This window comes from Candidatus Pelagibacter communis, assembly GCF_001180165.1.
Classification (GTDB): Bacteria; Pseudomonadota; Alphaproteobacteria; order Pelagibacterales; family Pelagibacteraceae; genus Pelagibacter; species Pelagibacter ubique_P.
In genome coordinates this window covers 50,895-70,048 of the sequence record NZ_CVSQ01000001.1, presented here as the reverse complement: position 1 = coordinate 70,048, position 19,154 = coordinate 50,895, and the positions used below count along the sequence as shown (strand labels likewise).

At 31.3% G+C, this 19,154-nt stretch carries 18 protein-coding genes and 1 other RNA gene; 15 read left to right on the top strand and 4 right to left on the bottom strand.

What is annotated here, in order from left to right:
- Positions 1 to 106 precede the first annotated feature (106 nt).
- Positions 107 to 2,023 (top strand): 1-deoxy-D-xylulose-5-phosphate synthase, encoded by a 1,917-nt coding sequence (gene dxs, locus AMN88_RS00355; RefSeq protein WP_075535921.1) that lies wholly within the window; start codon positions 107 to 109, stop codon positions 2,021 to 2,023.
- Positions 2,024 to 2,029: 6 nt separating this feature from the next.
- Here the strand turns inward: dxs and aroC are convergent, their stop codons facing one another.
- Entirely contained in the window at positions 2,030 to 3,112 is a 1,083-nt protein-coding gene (gene aroC, locus AMN88_RS00350) for a chorismate synthase (protein ID WP_075535920.1), read from the bottom strand.
- A gap of 33 nt (positions 3,113 to 3,145) precedes the next feature.
- On the opposite strand from aroC, the gene pdxH reads away from it, so the two are divergent.
- Entirely contained in the window at positions 3,146 to 3,772 is a 627-nt protein-coding gene (gene pdxH, locus AMN88_RS00345) for a pyridoxamine 5'-phosphate oxidase (RefSeq protein ID WP_075535919.1), read from the top strand.
- Here the strand turns inward: pdxH and AMN88_RS00340 are convergent.
- The gene (locus tag AMN88_RS00340; protein WP_075535918.1) at positions 3,769 to 4,782 is read right to left on the bottom strand and encodes a polyprenyl synthetase family protein; all 1,014 of its coding nucleotides are present in this window, start codon (positions 4,780 to 4,782) and stop codon (positions 3,769 to 3,771) included. The two genes, pdxH and AMN88_RS00340, sit on opposite strands and share 4 nt — an antisense overlap.
- Positions 4,783 to 4,896: 114 nt before the next feature.
- Here AMN88_RS00340 and AMN88_RS00335 point away from each other — a divergent pair, with 114 nt between their 5' ends.
- The 8 genes from AMN88_RS00335 (at position 4,897) to AMN88_RS00300 (ending at position 13,406) form a co-directional block, all read left to right on the top strand.
- Positions 4,897 to 5,703: a S49 family peptidase gene (locus AMN88_RS00335; protein ID WP_075535917.1), complete on the top strand. Its 807-nt coding sequence runs from the start codon at positions 4,897 to 4,899 to the stop codon at positions 5,701 to 5,703.
- Positions 5,693 to 6,574, top strand: coding sequence for a glycine--tRNA ligase subunit alpha (locus AMN88_RS00330; RefSeq protein ID WP_075535926.1), 882 nt, complete (start codon positions 5,693 to 5,695; stop codon positions 6,572 to 6,574). The genes AMN88_RS00335 and AMN88_RS00330 overlap by 11 nt, the downstream gene beginning before the upstream one ends.
- Entirely contained in the window at positions 6,574 to 8,640 is a 2,067-nt protein-coding gene (glyS, locus tag AMN88_RS00325; RefSeq protein WP_075535916.1) for a glycine--tRNA ligase subunit beta, read from the top strand. The genes AMN88_RS00330 and glyS overlap by 1 nt, the downstream gene beginning before the upstream one ends.
- Complete coding sequence (ppdK, locus tag AMN88_RS00320) at positions 8,640 to 11,300, top strand: pyruvate, phosphate dikinase (protein WP_075535915.1); 2,661 nt, start codon at positions 8,640 to 8,642, stop codon at positions 11,298 to 11,300. The genes glyS and ppdK overlap by 1 nt, the downstream gene beginning before the upstream one ends.
- A 164-nt stretch (positions 11,301 to 11,464) precedes the next feature.
- A complete protein-coding gene (locus AMN88_RS00315; protein WP_075535914.1) occupies positions 11,465 to 11,989 on the top strand; it encodes a hypothetical protein in 525 nt (174 codons plus the stop codon).
- 60 nt (positions 11,990 to 12,049) lie between these two features.
- Complete coding sequence (locus AMN88_RS00310; protein WP_075535913.1) at positions 12,050 to 12,586, top strand: DUF2939 domain-containing protein; 537 nt, start codon at positions 12,050 to 12,052, stop codon at positions 12,584 to 12,586.
- A 155-nt stretch (positions 12,587 to 12,741) separates the two neighbouring features.
- Positions 12,742 to 12,969 (top strand): hypothetical protein, encoded by a 228-nt coding sequence (locus AMN88_RS00305; RefSeq protein ID WP_256997761.1) that lies wholly within the window; start codon positions 12,742 to 12,744, stop codon positions 12,967 to 12,969.
- Complete coding sequence (locus AMN88_RS00300) at positions 12,966 to 13,406, top strand: opioid growth factor receptor-related protein (RefSeq protein WP_075535912.1); 441 nt, start codon at positions 12,966 to 12,968, stop codon at positions 13,404 to 13,406. The genes AMN88_RS00305 and AMN88_RS00300 overlap by 4 nt, the downstream gene beginning before the upstream one ends.
- 54 nt (positions 13,407 to 13,460) lie before the next feature.
- Here AMN88_RS00300 and ssrA read toward each other — a convergent pair.
- Positions 13,461 to 13,760: a transfer-messenger RNA gene (gene ssrA / locus AMN88_RS00295) on the bottom strand.
- Between the two features lie 4 nt (positions 13,761 to 13,764).
- Here ssrA and thyX point away from each other — a divergent pair.
- Positions 13,765 to 14,712, top strand: a complete 948-nt coding sequence (thyX, locus tag AMN88_RS00290; RefSeq protein WP_075535911.1) for an FAD-dependent thymidylate synthase — start codon at positions 13,765 to 13,767, stop codon at positions 14,710 to 14,712.
- On the opposite strand, the gene AMN88_RS00285 is transcribed toward thyX, so the two are convergent.
- Positions 14,693 to 15,568, bottom strand: coding sequence for an Mrp/NBP35 family ATP-binding protein (locus tag AMN88_RS00285; RefSeq protein ID WP_082254597.1), 876 nt, complete (start codon positions 15,566 to 15,568; stop codon positions 14,693 to 14,695). The genes thyX and AMN88_RS00285 overlap by 20 nt on opposite strands.
- On the opposite strand from AMN88_RS00285, the gene hflK reads away from it, so the two are divergent.
- Genes hflK through AMN88_RS00265 form a run of 4 tightly spaced genes read left to right on the top strand, consistent with a single transcriptional unit; the run spans position 15,569 to position 19,153 of the window.
- Positions 15,569 to 16,669, top strand: a complete 1,101-nt coding sequence (hflK, locus tag AMN88_RS00280) for an FtsH protease activity modulator HflK (RefSeq protein ID WP_075535910.1) — start codon at positions 15,569 to 15,571, stop codon at positions 16,667 to 16,669.
- A 1-nt stretch (position 16,670) separates the two neighbouring features.
- The gene (hflC, locus tag AMN88_RS00275) at positions 16,671 to 17,543 is read left to right on the top strand and encodes a protease modulator HflC (RefSeq protein WP_075535909.1); all 873 of its coding nucleotides are present in this window, start codon (positions 16,671 to 16,673) and stop codon (positions 17,541 to 17,543) included.
- A gap of 7 nt (positions 17,544 to 17,550) precedes the next feature.
- Positions 17,551 to 17,736, top strand: coding sequence for a DUF2065 domain-containing protein (locus AMN88_RS00270; protein ID WP_075504557.1), 186 nt, complete (start codon positions 17,551 to 17,553; stop codon positions 17,734 to 17,736).
- Between the two features lies 1 nt (position 17,737).
- Positions 17,738 to 19,153 carry a Do family serine endopeptidase gene (locus AMN88_RS00265; protein ID WP_075535908.1) on the top strand — a complete coding sequence of 472 codons (1,416 nt, stop codon included), beginning with the start codon at positions 17,738 to 17,740 and terminating at the stop codon, positions 19,151 to 19,153.
- Position 19,154 lies beyond the last annotated feature (1 nt).

Genomic DNA, 19,154 nt, shown 5'->3' with positions numbered 1-19,154 from the left:
ATTATTGTGATAAGATTATAAAAGATATTAATAAGAATTTAAGAAAATACGGTTCAAAGTCTGAAAAAATAAATGAAACATTGGACTATATATTGAATAGAAAAAAATGAAAAAAAATTATCAATTTTTAAATGATATCAACTTTCCATCTGATTTAAGAAAAGTTTCTGAAGATAATTTACAAAAAGTAGCAGATGAGGTGAGGCAGGAAATGATAAGTGCTGTTTCAGAAACAGGAGGTCACCTTGGCGCTGGTTTGGGAGTGGTTGAATTGACAGTCGCACTTCATTATGTTTTTGACACACCTAATGATAAATTAATATGGGATGTTGGTCATCAATCTTACCCTCACAAAATTTTAACTGGAAGAAAAGATAAAATTAGAACTTTAAGACAGGGTGGTGGTTTATCCGGTTTTACAAAAAGATCTGAAAGTGAATATGACCCATTCGGAGCAGCCCATAGCTCAACATCTATTTCATCAGCATTAGGAATTGCTGAGGCAAATAAATTGGAAAATAAGTCTTCCAATGTAATAGCAGTCATAGGTGATGGAGCAATAAGTGCAGGTATGGCTTACGAAGCTATGAATAATGCTGGAGCATCTAAGACAAAAATGATTGTTATTTTAAATGATAACGACATGTCAATTGCAAAACCAGTTGGAGCAATGAGAACTTACTTGGCAAAATTATTTACGGGTAAAATATATTTTAGTCTTAGGGAAACTTTAAAATTAATTACATCTTCATTTTCAAAAAGATTTAGTGCCAAAGCAGGAAAAGCAGAGGATTTTTTCCGTTCAGCAGTTACTGGAGGTACATTGTTTAGTTCACTTGGTTTTTATTATGCGGGTCCTATAGATGGTCATGATTTATCAAGCCTAGTACCAATTTTAAAAAACGCAAAAGAATCAAGACATGAGGGCCCTATAATGATTCATGTCAAAACTCAAAAAGGAAAAGGTTATTCTTATGCAGAAAAAGCAAATGATCATTATCATGGGGTTTCAAAATTTAATGTTGAGACTGGCGAACAAGTAAAGAGTAAATCAAACCTTCCAGCTTATACAAAAGTATTTGCAAACACGTTAGTTAAACATGCCAAAAAAGATAGCAAAATAGTAGGCATAACAGCAGCGATGCCAGGAGGGACTGGCATGGATATTTTTGGCAAGGAGTTTCCAAATAGAATGTTTGATGTAGGAATAGCAGAACAACATGCCGTAACTTTTGCAGCCGGTCTAGCAACCGAAGGATACAAACCATATGCTGCAATTTATTCTACATTTTTACAGAGAGCATACGATCAAGTTGTCCACGATGTTGCCATCCAAAGTTTACCAGTTAGATTTGCGATAGATAGAGCAGGATTAGTTGGTGCTGATGGATCAACACATGCTGGTTCATTTGATATAACTTACTTATCAACTTTGCCTAATTTTGTAGTAATGGCAGCAAGTGAGGAAGCTGAACTAGTAAAAATGATTAATACTTCAGTAGATATAAATGACAGACCTTCTGCAATTAGATATCCAAGAGGAACTGGAGTAGGTATTGATCTTCCATCAATAGACGAAAAAATTAAAATTGGTAAAGGCAGAGTCGTTCAACAAGGGACACAAGTTTGTGTTTTAAACCTTGGAACTCGACTAGAAGAGTGCAAGTTAGCCGTAGAGGAATTGAAAGCAAAAGGAGTTTCAACAACTTTGATAGACGCCAGATTTGCTAAGCCTTTAGACGAAGAGCTTATACTAAAATCTGCTAAGGAACATGAGCTTATGATAACTGTTGAAGAAGGATCAATAGGTGGTTTTGGTTCTCATGTTAAAAATTTATTAGCTGAAAGAGGAGTATTTGACAAAGGTTTAAAATTTAGATCAATGACTTTACCAGATGAATTTATTGAACAAGATGATCCAAAAAAAATGTACGATAAAGCTGGATTAAACAGTTCTCAAATTTCTAAGAAAATTGCTAATATTTTGTTTCAAAAAGAGAAAATAAGAGTTGTGAAAAATTAATTTAAGCTAACTACACTGGGCCTTATTCATTAAGTAGTGGTCAAGTAAAACACAGTTCATCATAGCCTCACCAATTGGTACAGCTCTAATTCCTACACAAGGATCGTGTCTACCTTTAACAGATATTGAAGTATTTTTCCCAAATTTATTTATAGTTTTTCTACTAGTTAAAATTGACGACGTTGGTTTGACAGCAAAAGATGCAACAATTTCTTGGCCTGTAGAAATTCCACCAAGAATTCCACCCGCTTTATTTGAATTGAATTTTAATTTATTTCCTTTTGAAGAAATTTCATCTGAATTTTGTTCTCCACTTAATTGTGCTGAGTTCATACCTGCACCAATACTTACGCCTTTAACTGCATTAATACTCATTAGACCTGAAGCTATGTCAGTATCCAATTTTGAATAAATTGGAGCACCTAAACCTACTGGGATACCTCTTGCTCTTATTTCAATCACTGCTCCACATGAGGATCCTGATTTTCTTACACCAAGCAAATATTTTTCCCATAACTTAATCATTGATTTATCAGGACAAAAAAATGGATTTTTTGAAATTACTTTGTCGTTCCATTGATTTGTATCACATCCAAGAATTCCTAGCTGAGTTACTGCACCAATTACTTTAAATTTTTTACCTAATTTTTTTTGAAGTATTACTTTTGCTATTGCACCGGCCGCAACTCTTGCTGCGGTTTCTCTAGCAGAAGATCTGCCACCACCTCTATAGTCTCTAATTCCATATTTTTTAAAATAAGTAAAATCCGCATGGCCTGGTCTGAACTTATTTTTAATATTACTATAATCTTTGGATCTCATATCTTTATTGTAGATTATAAGTGAAATGGGTGTTCCTGTAGTTTTTCCCTCAAATACTCCTGACAATATTTGAACTTTGTCATCCTCTTTTCGCTGAGTTGTAAATTTAGATTGCCCTGGTTTTCTTTTGTCTAATTCTATTTGAATATCTTGCTCTTTAATATTTATGTTTGGAGGACAACCATCAACAATACAACCAATTGCAGGTCCGTGAGATTCTCCCCAAGTTGTGAAACGAAATAGCTTTCCAAAAGTATTAAATGACATTATTTATATTATATAGATTATTTTGTTTAAATTATGAATCAAAAAAACTCTTTAGGTCTTAATAGTTGCTTTCTTGATATGGATGATCCAATTCATTTATTTCATGAATGGATGGAGGAAGCAAAGAAAACTGAGCCAAATGATCCAAACGCTGTTGCTTTGGCCACATCAGATAAAAACAACATTCCTTCAGTTAGAATGGTTTTACTTAAAGATTTCAACAAAGATGGATTTGTATTTTATACAAATTTAAATAGTCAAAAGGGAAATGAATTAAAAGAAAATCCGTATGCTGCGATGTGTTTCCATTGGAAAAGTCTCCTAAGACAAATAAGAATTAATGGAAAGGTTTCATTAGTGACTGATCAGGTTGCAGATGAATATTATTCATCTAGAGCGTATGAAAGCCGGATAGGAGCATGGGCTTCTAAGCAAAGTGAAGAATTAAATTCGCGAGAACAATTATTAAAATCTATACAAGATTACAAAAAAAAATATAGCAACAAATCAGACGTACCAAGACCAAGTCACTGGTCTGGATGGATTTTATCTCCAGATAGTATTGAATTTTGGCTAGATGGTGAGAGCAGAATCCATGAGAGATTAAAATATAATAAAAATAACTCTGGTAAGTGGATAAAGTCTTTATTAAGTCCTTAAAAATTTCTTGATAAACTAAATGATGTTAATCTTTTAAGAATATTTTTTTCCTCAGAGTCTTTAAATACACTTAGAGAATTTGAGGCTAGATTTATATAGTGCTGGGCTTTTTGATAGCATTCCTGAATTATTTTATATCTATTTATAAAGGCAATAATTTCATTAAAGTCATCTTTTGTTCTTAATTCTTTTTTAAACATATTTGATAAAATTTTCTTTTCATCATTTCCTAATTTTTGAAAAAGTAAAATTATTGGTAAGGTAATTTTTCCTTCAAAAAAATCTTGACCAATTTTTTTGCCAAATAGTTTGAGCTCAGCATTATAGTCTAGTGTGTCGTCTGCTATTTGAAAAGTTAATCCCAAGTTTCTTCCATAAAATTCTAAAGCATCTTTTTCTTTATTTTTTGCATCAGATAAAATTGCACCAACTTTAGTTGATGCTGCAAATAACTCAGCAGTTTTAGCTGAGATTATTTTTAAATATGTTTCTTCCAGCATATCAACTTCACCTTTGTGTTGAAGTTGCAGAACTTCTCCTTGAGCAATTTTAGATGAAGTGGACGATAATAATTTTAAAACTTCAAGGTTTCCGTCTTCTACCATCATTTCAAAACATCTACTCAATAGATAATCTCCAATTAAAACTGACGAATGGTTATTCCAAACTTTGTTTAAAGTTTCTTTTCCTCTTCTAACAGTGCCTTCATCAATTACATCATCATGCATCAATGTTGCACTGTGAATTAATTCAACACATGCAGCTAAATTTATATCTCTAGAGCCTTTAGAGTAACCGCATAATTTTGCGCTACCTAAAGTTAGTAAAGCTCTTAATCTTTTTCCTCCAGTTTCTATATGATAATCCGTCATTTTTTGAACCAGCTGTACGTCACTAGATAATTTTGATTTTATTTTTTCTTCGGTTAAAACCAGTTTTTCTTCAACCGAGTCTTTAAGCTGAAAATATGAATCATTTATTTGATTTTTAAGCTGTACAACTGTTCCCATAACATTTTTAAATTAGTATAAATTCTTTATATATATTAATTATCAATTGACGCACCAGTTTCTTCAATTATAAGTAGTCTTTATATTCAACAAATAATTCTATAAGACTTACCTATGTTCTCTTTTTTTAAAAAGAAAAAAATTGTTGCTCACTTAAAACTAAATGGTGTTATTGGTAATGCTGGAAAATTTAAACAAGGTATTGATTTTGCGGGCCAAGAACAGCTAATTAAAAAGGCTTTTTCTCTGAAAAAAGCTGAATGTGTTGCTATATCAATCAATTCTCCAGGAGGATCACCAGTTCAATCTCATTTAATCTACAGTTTTATTAGACAACAAGCAAAAAAACACAAAAAAAAAGTTATTGTATTTGCTGAAGACGTAGCAGCTTCTGGAGGTTATTTGATTTCTTGTGCTGGGGACGAAATTTATGCAAATTCAAGTTCAATAATTGGATCGATAGGAGTTATATACTCTTCTTTTGGATTTACTGAGTTGATAAAAAAAATTGGAGTTGAAAGAAGAGTTCATACTGCTGGTAAAAACAAAAGCACACTTGATCCATTTTTAGAAGAAAAAAACGAGGATATTGAAAGATTAAAAAATATTCAGTTGGATCTTCATAAAGACTTTATAGATGTTGTTGAAAAAAGCAGAGGACCAAAATTAAACAAATCAGATGTAGAACTTTTTTCAGGTGAGTTTTGGTCAGGTAGTAAAGCAAAAAATTTAGGATTGATTGACGGAATAGGTAATGCACATGAAATATTAAAAGAGAAATTTGGTGAAGATGTAATTATTAAAAAATTTGAAAAATCAAAAGGATGGTTAAGTCAAAAACTTTCTTCATCTAGCAATCAAGTAGATCAAATAGCAAGTATTTTAGATGAAAGATCAATTTGGCAACGATATGGTTTCTAAAGCAAAAAAAGAAAAAAAAAAAAATCAAACATTCCAAGAAACAATCTTAAATCTTCAGAAATTTTGGAGTAAAAAGGGATGCATTATTCTTCAGCCTTACGATATGGAGGTTGGTGCAGGAACTTTTCATCCAGCTACTACCCTAAGATCACTTGGAACTAAACCATGGAAAGCAGCTTACGTACAACCATCAAGAAGACCTACAGATGGAAGATATGGAGATAATCCAAACAGGTTACAACACTATTATCAATTTCAAGTTTTAATCAAACCTTCTCCTGAAAATATAAAAAAACTTTATCTAAATAGTTTATCTACTATAGGAATAGATCATAATGATCATGATATAAGGTTTGTCGAAGATGATTGGGAAAGTCCTACACTAGGTGCCGCAGGATTGGGATGGGAAGTATGGTGTGATGGAATGGAAATTACTCAATTCACCTACTTTCAACAAATGGCTGGATTTGATTGTAAACCTGTATCAGTTGAAATCACTTATGGCTTAGAAAGAATTTGTATGTTCACTCAAAAAGAAAAAAATGTTTATGATTTATTGTGGAATGATGAAGGTGTAAAATATCACGAAGTTTTTCACCAAGCTGAAAAAGAATTTTCAGCGTATAATTTTGAACACGCAAATGTAGAAACACTTTTGAAAATGTTTGAAATGCATGAGTCTGAGGCAAAAGATTTGGTCGAAAAAAAAATTTCTTTACCAGCATATGATCAATGTTTAAAAGCAAGTCATGTGTTTAATATTCTAGATGCAAGAGGTGCAATCAGTGTCGCACAAAGAGCTGGTTATATTGCTAGAATAAGAGATATTACAAAATCTGCAGCAGGCGTTTGGTTGGATAGTCAAAAATAATGTCAGAGTTTTTTTTAGAATTATTTAGTGAAGAAATACCTTCAAATCTTCAACAAAATTTAAGAGAAGACCTACTTAAAAGTTTTAATGATTTATTTTTAGAAAAATCAATTTTATTTAAAAAAAGTTCATCATACTCAACACCAAACAGACTAGTGGTATTATTTGAAGGTGTTCAAAAAAATGTTGTAATAAAATCTGAGGAGATTAAAGGTCCAAATATTAAGTCACCAGAGGAAGCACTGGAGGGGTTTGTTAGGTCAAATAAAATCTTAAAAAAGGATCTTTATCAAAAGAAAACAGACAAAGGAGAATTTTATTTTTTCAAGACAAAATTAAGAAAACTAAACACACATGAATTACTGGAGGAATTTATCCCAATATTATTAAATAAAATTCAATGGAAAAAATCAATGTATTGGGGAACTTTTGACCTAAATTGGGGCAGACCATTAAAGTCAATTCTAGCTGTATTTGATAAAAAAAAGTTAAATTTTAATTTTCATCACTTAATATCTTCTAACTCAACTTTTATTGACAAAGAATTTGAGGAAAATAAAAAGTCTTTCTTAGAATTTAAAAATTATAAAAGTTTTTTTAAAAAAATTGACATTATCGTTGATCACAATGAAAGAAAAAAGTTAATAGAAAAAAAATTCAACAATATATTAAAAAATAAAAATATTAAGATTCAACATAATCCTAGATTACTTAATGAAGTTGTAGATTTAACAGATCAACCAAATATCATTCTTTGTGAATTTGATAAGAAATTTTTAAATATTCCAAAAGAAATATTAATTATTACCATGCAATACCATCAAAAATATTTTCCTATATTTGATAATAAAGAAAATATTACCAATGAGTTTTTAGTGGTTGCAAACAAAAAAGATAAAAAAGGATTAATTAAATTAGGAAATGAAAGAGTGGTTGAGGCAAGATTAAGTGACGCAGAATTTTTTTGGAAAAAAGATAAATCTCAAAATATGGTCAAAAAAGTTACCGATTTAAAATCAATGAATTATTTTAAAGGATTAGGAAGCTATTTTGATAAAGCACAAAGAATGAGAAAATTGGGTGGAATGATATCTGATGAACTTTTAATCAGTAAAGAAAAAGTTGAATTATCAGCATCAATTTGTAAAGTTGATTTATTATCGGAACTAGTGGGTGAATTCCCAGAACTTCAAGGTGTGATGGGAGGTTATTTTGCTATTGCACAAGGTTTTGATAAAGATTTGGCTTTGGCCATAAGTGAGCAATATTTACCCACAGGTTCTGGCTCAAGAGTTCCCAAGAAACCATTTAGTATAGCCCTTTCTTTGGCTGATAAGATAGATACTTTGGTTGGTTTTTTTGGTTTAAATCAAAAACCAACAAGTTCTAAAGATCCATATGCTCTAAGAAGATTAGCATTAGGAGTAATAAGAATAATAGTTGAAAATAAAAGAGATTTTAAAATAAAAGATTTAATTAATTATTCTTCAAGCCTGTATTTAGAACAAGGTTTTGAAATTGACAACCAATCTTTACAAAATGAATTATCAGATTTTTTAATGGATAGATTAAAATATCATATGAAGGAGGAAAATATTAGAAATGACATAATTCAAGCATCAACCAATTCTTTTAACTTAGATCAATCTGTTATCATTTTTAATAAAGCCAAACATTTAAATAAAATTATTAACAAACCAAATGGTTTAGATATTATTGCAAGCTATAAACGAGCCTCAAACATTTTAGATGGTGAATTAAAAAATGATAAAATAGAATTATCAAATACAACTGATCCTGGTATTTTTAAAACTGAGTTAGAAAAAAACTTATTTAAAAAAATAAGTGAATTAAAGAAATATTTTTCAGGCATTAATAAAGATGAAAATTATGTTCAAACATTGGACAATTTAGCTAGTGTAAAAAGAGAGGTTTTTGAATTTTTTGACAATGTAATTGTGAACGAAGATGATCCGATTATAAAAAAGAATAGGTTGGAACTAATCCAAATGATGTGTAAAACGTTCAACAATTATGTTAATTTTTCTCTAATCGACTCCCATTAATGAAAAAACTTATATTAAACTTTAATTCCAAGGATAGTAAAAAAATTAAAAATCCTAAAAACTTTTTAGGAGGAAAAGGTGCTAATCTTTCTGAAATGGGAAGAATGGGTCTTCCAGTGCCTCCTGGTTTTACAATATCTACAAAAGTTTGTGAAATTTTTTATAAGGATAAAAAAAAATTAAATAAAAGTTTAATTTCTCAAATTAAAAAAGAATTAAAATTAATTGAGAAAGATGTTTCTAAAAAATTTGGAGACTTAAAAAATCCACTTTTGCTGTCTGTACGTTCTGGCGCAAGAGTATCAATGCCAGGTATGATGGATACTATTCTAAATCTGGGTCTGAACGATAAAACAGTTAAAGCTTTAGCAATCAAAACTTCAAATGGAAGATTTGCTAAAGACAGTTATAGAAGATTCATTCAAATGTACGGTAACGTTGTTATGGGTGTTGAAGGTTATCATTTTGAAGAATTAATTGAAAATTATAAACTTACTAAAGGTGTTTTGTTAGATACAGATTTAGATGAGAGTGATTGGGATGGATTAATTGAAGATTTTAAAAGAACAGTAAGAGAAAAGGCAAAAAAAGATTTTCCCCAAGATGTTCATGAACAATTGCTAGGAGCAATAAGCGCAGTATTTTTATCGTGGGAAAGTAATAGAGCAAAAGTTTATAGAAAATTAAATCAAATCCCAGCCGAGTGGGGAACTGCTGTAAATGTTCAATCAATGGTTTTTGGAAATATGGGTGATGATTGTGCAACAGGAGTTGTGTTTACAAGAAATCCATCAGATGGATCAAATGAAATATATGGTGAGTATTTGATTAATGCACAAGGTGAAGATGTTGTAGCGGGTACAAGGACTCCTCAATACATAACAAAAAATGCTAGGAGAGACGCTAAAGTAAAAGAATTATCAATGGAAGAGTCTATGCCTAAAGTCTTTAAAGAACTTCAAAAAATTTTGAAAAAATTAGAGATGCATTACAAAGATATGCAAGACGTAGAGTTTACAGTTGAAAATAGTAAACTATGGATGCTTCAAACAAGATCAGGAAAAAGAACAGCAAAATCAGCAGTAAAGATCGCAGTTGACATGGTTAAAGAAAAATTAATTTCTAAAAAGGAAGCTGTATTAAGAATTGACCCAAACTCTTTAGATACACTTTTGCACCCAACCTTGGATGAAAAAAGTTCAATTAATGTAATAGCAAGTGGACTGCCAGCATCACCAGGTGCAGCCAGTGGTAAAGTTGTATTTACATCAGAAGAGGCCGAAAGATTAACCGCAATGATGCAAGATACAATTTTGGTTAGAGTGGAGACCTCTCCAGAAGACATACAAGGAATGCATGCTGCAAAAGGTATCTTAACTGCTAGAGGGGGAATGACAAGTCATGCAGCTGTTGTTGCAAGAGGTATGGGTAGACCATGTGTATCAGGATCAAGTGAAATTGATATAAACTATGAGAATAAATCTTTTAAAACTCCCTCAATGGAGATTAAAGAAGGAGACGTAATCACTATTGATGGATCAACCGGAAGAATTATTGCTGGAAGTGTTTCAACTGTGAAGCCTGAAATATCTGGTGATTTTTCCAAGTTAATGTATTGGGCAGATAGTTTTAGAAAATTAAAAGTAAGAACAAATTCTGAAACTCCAAAAGATACCAAAACTGCAAAAGATTTTGGTGCAGAGGGTATTGGATTATGCAGAACTGAGCATATGTTTTTTGATGAAGAACGAATTTTATCTGTAAGAGAAATGATATTATCTAAAACAAAAGAAGACAGAGCAATAGCATTACAAAAACTTTTACCGCATCAAAGAAAAGATTTTATAGATATTTTTAAAATCATGAGTGGATTACCAGTTACAGTTAGATTGTTGGACCCACCATTACATGAATTTTTACCACGAACAGAAAAAGAAATTATTGAGGTTGCCAATATAGTTAATCTCCCAGTTAAAGAGGTTGAGTCAAGAATTGAAGAGCTCCATGAGCAAAATCCTATGTTAGGTCATAGGGGATGTCGTCTGGGAATATCTTTTCCTGAAATTTATGAAATGCAATGCAAAGCAATATTCGAGGCTTTGATTTACCTCAAAAAAAATAAAATTAAATCTGCATTTCCTGAAATAATGATACCTTTAGTATCTACAGAGGCTGAAATTAAAATAATGAAAGAATTAGTAATCAGAACTGCTAGCCAAGTTCAGCAAGACAATAAATTGAAAATAGAATTTTTAGTAGGAACGATGATTGAATTACCTAGAGCGGCTATAAAAGCAAAGGAGATTGCGAAGCACGCAGAATTCTTTAGTTTTGGAACAAATGATTTAACTCAGACTACTTTTGGCATCAGTAGAGATGATAGTGGTAAATTTTTAAATGATTATTTAGAAAACAAAATATTTTCTGTTGATCCTTTCGTTTCAATAGATGAAGGAGTTTCAGATTTAGTTGAAATAGCAGTAGAAAAAGGAAGAAAACAAAACAAAAAACTAAAGTTAGGTATCTGTGGAGAGCATGGAGGAGATCCACATAGTATATCTTTTTGTTCAAATGTGGGATTGGATTATGTTTCTTGTTCACCTTATAGAGTTCCTGTTGCAAGGTTGGCTGCCGCTCAAGCTGAAATTAAAAAAAAATAAATTAAGTAGGGGGCGTTCTGTTGCCCGGCATTAGATTGGAAAGTAGCATAATTACTCACTTTATTAAAATACTTCATTGCAAACTTCATTGTCAGAATTGCCTATTTTGTCTTTAGTTTGTCTTTTAACTATCACTTCGTTGTAAATTTTAATAAAATCGATTTATGAAAAATATATTAACTAAATTTTTATTAATTTTTCTATTATCAGTATCAAATTCTTATTCACAAATGACACACAGTGTTTCAAAAGATGAGTTTAAAGGTACGACTAGTCATTATATTAGAACTAGCAGTGTAAGTCCCAATTTACCCTTATCATTTCCATATGAGGATACAAAAAGTACTTTGATGGTAGGTTGTAAAGTAAATAGTCATTATTGGGCATATGTACACTTCAATAAAGTAAATTTAGTAGATGGAAATATAGGCGATGGTTATTATTCATATACATTAGAAATTAAAGCAAAAGATGGTTTTCATAAAGTAATGGCATCCCAAGAACATGGAGCGTCATTTATTTTTTTTGATATGTTGGATAGTGATAAAAAAACAGTTACTAGACTAATGAGACAAAATGATGAAATTTGGATACAATTTAATCATTATCAAGACGGTAAAAGGTTTTATAAATATGATACTAGAGGTTTTGCTGAACTTTTTGATAAGAATTGCACTAATGTAAAATAATAAAAATTGTTTTAGTCGCATCTGCGCGTATAACAGTTTAAACTTGATTAATATTTATTCATGAAAAAATTATCAATAATAATTTTACCAATTTTTTTATTATTTTTTTACATTTTCAGTGCAATGCATTCATTTCATCAAGTTCATAAATCAATATATTACAATGATAAACAACTGAGTAAAAATTATGTTGAATGGGACGAAGTAAAAAAAAATTTCAAAAATTTTTTTAACGCTAATCTACTTGATAAAATGTCAAATGAAAAAGAATTTAAAGACTTAGGTGAACTTGGAATTTTAGTTACAGGTCTTGCAAGTAAATTCGTCGACTACGCAATTGATACATATATTAATCCTGAGGGATTAAGTTTGTTAATACAAAAATCTGATAAAAAGTCTGAAATACCTGAACCAAATTTAGGAACGTTAATTGGAGGAATTTCAATAATGAAATTTGATGGTTTAAGTTCTTTCCATGTAAACTTAGAAAATGATGGAGAAGAAATTTCAGTTCACTTTAAAAGAATTGGAATAAAGTGGAAGGTTGTGGAAATAGAATTCCCAGAGAATATTTTTGATGAAATGAAACTTAACTAAGTAAAAAGGGGCGTTCTGTATCCCGCCCTCGGTCAGAGACTACCATAAAATATAACTTTTTGGAAAGGTACATAGTTAGGTACATAGTAATTTGAGGTTTTTTTGTAATAGACTTGTGTTTGAGGTACATAGCAATATCTGATTAAATTTATTTTATGAATAAATATATAGATGCATACAATACCATGGGGAATTCAGGTTTTGAATTTATAGACTTCCTCTTTAAAATATGTGTTATCGTTTTAGTTGATTTGGCAGAGTTATTTGGAATATCTTATGAATTAATCAACATCATTATTTTTGTTATTTTGCAACCAGCACTAATTCTTTTATTTTTTATTCTTTGGAGAAAAGAAAAGAAAAAAAACAGAAGTAAATTATGATTTTAGATTTTTTAATTGGAGAACAACCAGATATCTATAATCGATATCTTGAAGATATTTGGAAAATGTCTGATGAGGACATAGAGAGTGTTCATAATTTTATACAATGGACCTTTCCTCTCAATGAGAGAAGTGGAGCAGTTCCTAACTCCCCAATTCTTACTCAACAAGAAATCATCGATATCAAACAATCAGAAATTGCAAAGCAAAACGTAAAAAAGTCAGCAGATTGGTTTTTGAATTTCTTAACAAGGAATTCATACTGGATATGTCAAAGCAACCATAATCATTTCAGAATAACAAGAGCAATAAAGTCCTTGCATTTAATTCATAGCAATGAAGAGGCAGAGAATTTTAAAAATAGTGTATTGAACTTAATCAAAGGTAATGAGAATAAGATAAATCCAATAAGTTTAGAGTTTTGGAAGAATAGTTAGATTTATTTATAATTATCAAAAGTGTCTAGTTGGTAATTCTTTTTTAAACATAATATAAGGGGCGTTCTGTTGCCAGGTGCCCCAGACCCCGTTTGCTTAATTAACAAAGTTAATTAGGCAGCAAGTGCATAACTTTCGTTAGCAATTATAAATTAGCCCGTTACGGTGGAACAATCCCGAACGAAAGAATAGCCTTTAGTCACCCGTCGAATCTAGTTCACCCCCATAAGTTGTAATGGTGGAGGTGGTGGGTACTGCCCCCACGTCCGCAATGGTTATTACGAAATTCGTTTATCGTCGTAGTTGGAAAACCAACATTATTAATATAAAAGTAATTACAACAGATTCAATAACAATCATGAAATTAACTAAAGAACAACAAGAAGAAATAAAAAATCAACAATCTCAAAGCAACCAAACAAAAAGAGTTACTGCTCCTGAGCTTGAAAAAATCCTATATGAAGCAATTCCAGCTTTAGATCATGGTTTTGTAAGAGTTGTTGATTATATGGGTGACGACACATCTATAGTTCAATCAGCCAGAGTATCGTACGGAAAAGGAACCAAACAAGTTTCAACTGACAAAGGTTTAATTAAATATTTAATGAGGCATTGGCACAGCACTCCATTTGAAATGTGTGAAATTAAATACCATGTTAAGCTTCCAATATTTATTGCAAGACAATGGATTAGACATAGAACTGCAAATGTTAATGAATATTCTGCAAGATATTCAATTTTAGACAAAGAATTTTATTTGCCTTCACAAGAAAATTTAGCTGCTCAATCAACTAGTAACCGACAGGGTAGAGGGGATGTCTTAGAAGGAAAACAGGCAGAGGAAGTTTTAGAACTTTTAAAAAGTGATGCAGAGAGAACTTATGATAATTATGAGACTATGCTTAATGAAAGATTTGATGGATCAACTATTGATGAAAATAAAAAAGGTTTAGCAAGAGAACTTGCAAGAATGAATTTAACACTAAATACCTATACGCAATGGTATTGGAAAACTGATTTATTGAACTTAATGAATTTTTTAAGATTAAGAGCTGATAGTCATGCTCAATATGAAATTAGAGTTTATGCCGACATAATGCTGGATACTGTAAAAAAATGGGTTCCCACAACTTATGATGCTTTTATGGATTATAGAGTAGGTGGTACCGAGGTTTCTGCAAAAGGAAAGCTAATTATTCAAAAACTTATTAAAGGTGAGAATGTAGATGTTGAAAGCTCTGGCCTGTCTAAAAGAGAGTGGAATGAATTAATGATTGCTTTTGATCTTAAAGATAAGTTGATTTAATTTTTTCAGCAAAATTTAAATATATTTTAGAAATTTCATGTTCAGGGCTAGCTTCTACAATTGGTTTTCCTTCATCTCCAGTTTTACCAACTTCAGGATTAATTGGAATTTCACCCAAAAATTCTTTTTGAAATTCTTCTGCAGTTTTTTTTACCCCATCTTGTCCAAAAATTTTATATTTTTTTCCATCATCACCAATAAAGAAACTCATATTATCAACTAAACCTAAAATTTTAACTCCAAGTTTATCAAACATTTTAATTCCTCTCTTAACATCTAAAAGAGCCACTTCTTGAGGTGTGCTTACAATTATTGCACCATCCATTTTAATTTCTTGAGAAAAGGTAAGTTGAGTATCACCAGTTCCAGGCGGCATATCAACAATAATAAAATCTAAATCTTTCCAATTAACTTTTTGAGTAAAAGTTTTAATTGCACTTGTAACCATAGGACCACGCCATATCATTGGTGTTTGTTGATCAGCTAAAAAACCAATTGACATACATTGAATGTCATATTTTGTAATTGGATCTAATTTTTGACCATCGCTTTTTGGTTTTTCATTAATATCAAACATTTTAGGAATTGATGGACCGTAAATATCTGCATCTAAAAGACCAACTTTGCATCCAACCTTCTTTAATGCCAATGCAAGATTCGTTGCAAAAGTAGATTTTCCAACACCTCCTTTTGCACTAGAAATGGCTATAGTAAATTTAGTTCCAAGGATTGGATTTTTAGTGAATTTTTTAGGCTCTAGCTTACTTTTCATTGCGGCACTAAGTTCAGGTTTTTTATCAGTCATAAAAGTATCATTACTTGTTTTTTGCATTAAAGACACTATATAAGTTGACATATGTCAGATGATTTTAAAGGTCAAAGTCCTTGGGGAGCACCTCCTGGCGGAGGTGGTAGTGGTAATGGATCAGGTAGAGGTCCAACACCACCAAACGTCGACGAATTAATTAGAGATCTTCAAGATAAAATTAAAAGATTTTTACCTGGTGGAAAAACTTCAGGAGGAAAATCAATAAGTCTAATTTTATTAGTTTTAGTTTTTGTATGGTTAGCGAGTGGACTTTATAGAGTGTTACCCGATGAACAAGGGGTTGTGCTAAGATTTGGTAAGTTTGTAAAAACTACACAGCCTGGGTTGAACTATCATATACCTTTTCCTGTTGAGACTGTTCAAACACCGAAAGTCACCAAAGTTAATAGAATGGATATAGGATTTAGATCTGAAAGAGACAGTGGTTTTTCTACAGGTGGCGGTGTTGCTGATGTTCCACAAGAAAGCTTAATGTTAACTGGAGATGAAAACATTGTTAACATAGATTTTTCAGTATTTTGGGTAATCAAAGATGCTGGTAATTTTCTATTTAAAATTCAAGACCCAGAAGGCACAGTTAAAGCAGCCGCTGAAACTGCTATGAGAGAAGTTATTGCTAAAAGTGATATTCAACCAATCCTGACAGAAGGAAGATCTAAAATTGAGCTTGAAACTCAAGAAATTATTCAAACAATTTTAGATGATTATGAAAGTGGAATTCAAATTACTCAAGTACAAACTCAAAAAGCAGATCCGCCCGATCAAGTAATTGATGCATTTAGAGATGTACAGGCTGCAAGAGCGGACATGGAAAGATCTAAAAATGAGGCAGAAGCTTATGCAAATGATGTAATTCCAAGAGCACGAGGGGAAGCACAAAAAATTTTACAAGCTGCAGAAGCGTATAAAAAAGAAGTTGTTGCAAAAGCTGAGGGTGAGGCAAGCAGATTTATAGCAATTTATAATGAGTATAAAAATGCAAAAGCAGTTACTCAAGAGAGAATGTATTTAGAAACTATGGAAAAAGTTCTAGCAGATATAGATAAAGTAATTATAGAAAAAAATGCAGGTTCAGGAGTAGTTCCATATTTACCTTTACCTGAATTAAAAAAGAAAGCGACAAATTAAGATGAAAGCTGGAAAAATATTAGCAGGAGTATTAGTTGCAATTGGTGTTGTAGCTTTTTTATCAGTAATTATAGTTAAAGAGGTTAACCAAGCAATTATTCTTCAATTTGGTGATCCAAAAAGAATTATAATGAAGCCGGGATTAAACTTTAAAATTCCTTTTATTCAAAATGTTGTTTATTTAGATAAAAGAATTTTAAATTTAGATGCTCCGCCAGAAGAGGTTATTGCATCAGATCAGAAGCGTTTGATTGTGGATGCATTTGCAAGATTTCAAATTGTTGATCCACTGAAGTTTTATATTTCAGTTGGAAACGAAAGAGTTGCAAGATCAAGATTATCGACAATTATAAATTCAAGAATAAGAAATGTATTAGGTCAAGAGGAGTTACAAACATTGTTATCTAAAGATAGATCTAAGCAAATGGCTCTAATTAAAGAAGGTGTCAATAACGAAGCACAAAACTTTGGAATTAATATTGTTGATGTTAGAATTAAAAGAGCAGATCTACCCCAAGCTAACAGTGATGCGATTTATAGAAGAATGCAAACTGAAAGGGAGAGGGAAGCAAAAGAATTTAGAGCAAAAGGTGCAGAGATGGCAGTTACAATCACATCAACTGCAGACAAAGAAGTTACAGTAATCTTGGCAGATGCTCAAAAACAATCAGAGATCATGAAAGGGGAAGGTGATGGACAAAGAAATAAAATATTTGCTGACGCCTTTGGACAAGATCCAGAATTTTTTGCTTTCTACAGAGCTATGCAGGCATATGAAAAAGCTCTTATTGGTGGAGAAACTTCATTAATTTTATCACCTGATAGTGAATTTTTTAAATTTTTTGGAAATATAAAACCTGAAATCCAACAATAATTCTTAAATGCGTGAGCTAGTTATAGCTTTTGGTCTTTTCTTGTTTATTGAAGGAATTTTGTACGCCTTATTTCCAGCAAAAATGAAAAGTATGTTGAAAAAATTAGAACTTGTTAAAGATAGTCAGCTTAGATCAGGTGGACTTATTTTTGCATTGATAGGTTTTATAATTATTTATTTTATAAAAAGTTAATATGAATAAGATTAAACTTATATTCTTAACCCTAGTTATATCATTTAGCTTTTCGTTAAATGTAAACTCCAAACCAGTTCCTACTTCCTTTGCAGATCTTGCAGAAAAATTAATGCCATCTGTTGTAAACATTTCTACAACAACTACCATCACAACAAATTCTAATCCTTTTCCTTTTCAATTTCCTCCAGGGTCTCCTTTTGAGGATATGTTTAAAGAATTTGGAACACCTCAGGAAAGACAATCAGCTGCTTTAGGTTCTGGGTTTATAATAGACGAGAAAGGAATTGTAGTTACGAATAATCACGTTATCCAAGATGCTGATGACATTATTGTTAGGGTAAACGGTGACCAAGAATTTAAAGCTAAGGTTCTAGGTGCTGATCCATTAATGGATATTGCTGTTTTACAATTAGAAACAGATGAAAAGTTTATTCCGGTTGCATTTGGTAACTCTGATAAAGCAAGAATTGGAGATTGGGTTTTAGCAATTGGAAATCCATTTGGTTTAGGCGGAACTGTTACTGCTGGAATTATTTCAGCAAGAAATCGATCAATAGGTTTATCGAGATATGAAGATTTTATTCAAACAGATGCTTCTATAAATTCTGGTAATTCAGGTGGACCTCTGTTTGATATGGAAGGAAATGTAATTGGAATTAATACAGCAATTCTTGGACGTAATGGTTCTATAGGAATTGGATTTTCTATACCATCCAACAGTGCACAAATCGTAATTAAACAATTAATAGAATTTGGTGAAACAAAAAGAGGATGGTTAGGTGTTAGAATTCAAGATGTAACAAAAGAAATTGCTGAAGTTGAAAAATTAGATAAAGCACGAGGAGCACTTGTTGCAAGTGTTGCTGAAAATAGTCCTTCAGAAAAAGCAGGAATACTAGCTGGTGATATTATTTTAGAATTTAATGGAGAAAAAATAAACCAAATGAAAGAACTTCCAGCGATCGTTGCAAGAACAGAAGTTGGGAAAAAAGTTGAAGTCAAAGTTTGGAGGGATAAAAAAGAGATTATTAAAAATGTTGTTTTAGGAAGATTAGAAACTTCAGATGATTTTAAAATAAGTAAAAATCAAGAAACTGAAAAACAAAATAATGAAGAGATCATTGAGAGCTTAAGAATTGCAGTAAGACCATTAACTAAAGAAGATATTAAAAACAGAAAATTACCAAACCAATTAACAGGACTGGTAATAACAAAAATTGCAAACAACAGCCCTGTAGCAAATTCAATAGAGCTTAACAGTATTATAATTGAAGCTCAAAAGAAAAAAATTAGATCAGCTGATGACTTAAGAGATATTACTCAAGAAGTTCTTAATTCAAATCAGAAAACCATTTTACTTGCAATCTATAACAATCAAAATCAACGAAGATACATCGGTGTTAAGTTAGACTGAT

Coding starts and splice junctions, on each gene's coding strand:
- dxs (WP_075535921.1), top strand. CDS start 107: ATGAAAAAAAATTATCAATTTTTAAATGATATCAACTTTCCATCTGAT.
- aroC (WP_075535920.1), bottom strand. CDS start 3,112: ATGTCATTTAATACTTTTGGAAAGCTATTTCGTTTCACAACTTGGGGA.
- pdxH (WP_075535919.1), top strand. CDS start 3,146: ATGAATCAAAAAAACTCTTTAGGTCTTAATAGTTGCTTTCTTGATATG.
- AMN88_RS00340 (WP_075535918.1), bottom strand. CDS start 4,782: ATGGGAACAGTTGTACAGCTTAAAAATCAAATAAATGATTCATATTTT.
- AMN88_RS00335 (WP_075535917.1), top strand. CDS start 4,897: ATGTTCTCTTTTTTTAAAAAGAAAAAAATTGTTGCTCACTTAAAACTA.
- AMN88_RS00330 (WP_075535926.1), top strand. CDS start 5,693: ATGGTTTCTAAAGCAAAAAAAGAAAAAAAAAAAAATCAAACATTCCAA.
- glyS (WP_075535916.1), top strand. CDS start 6,574: ATGTCAGAGTTTTTTTTAGAATTATTTAGTGAAGAAATACCTTCAAAT.
- ppdK (WP_075535915.1), top strand. CDS start 8,640: ATGAAAAAACTTATATTAAACTTTAATTCCAAGGATAGTAAAAAAATT.
- AMN88_RS00315 (WP_075535914.1), top strand. CDS start 11,465: ATGAAAAATATATTAACTAAATTTTTATTAATTTTTCTATTATCAGTA.
- AMN88_RS00310 (WP_075535913.1), top strand. CDS start 12,050: ATGAAAAAATTATCAATAATAATTTTACCAATTTTTTTATTATTTTTT.
- AMN88_RS00305 (WP_256997761.1), top strand. CDS start 12,742: ATGAATAAATATATAGATGCATACAATACCATGGGGAATTCAGGTTTT.
- AMN88_RS00300 (WP_075535912.1), top strand. CDS start 12,966: ATGATTTTAGATTTTTTAATTGGAGAACAACCAGATATCTATAATCGA.
- thyX (WP_075535911.1), top strand. CDS start 13,765: ATGAAATTAACTAAAGAACAACAAGAAGAAATAAAAAATCAACAATCT.
- AMN88_RS00285 (WP_082254597.1), bottom strand. CDS start 15,568: ATGTCAACTTATATAGTGTCTTTAATGCAAAAAACAAGTAATGATACT.
- hflK (WP_075535910.1), top strand. CDS start 15,569: ATGTCAGATGATTTTAAAGGTCAAAGTCCTTGGGGAGCACCTCCTGGC.
- hflC (WP_075535909.1), top strand. CDS start 16,671: ATGAAAGCTGGAAAAATATTAGCAGGAGTATTAGTTGCAATTGGTGTT.
- AMN88_RS00270 (WP_075504557.1), top strand. CDS start 17,551: ATGCGTGAGCTAGTTATAGCTTTTGGTCTTTTCTTGTTTATTGAAGGA.
- AMN88_RS00265 (WP_075535908.1), top strand. CDS start 17,738: ATGAATAAGATTAAACTTATATTCTTAACCCTAGTTATATCATTTAGC.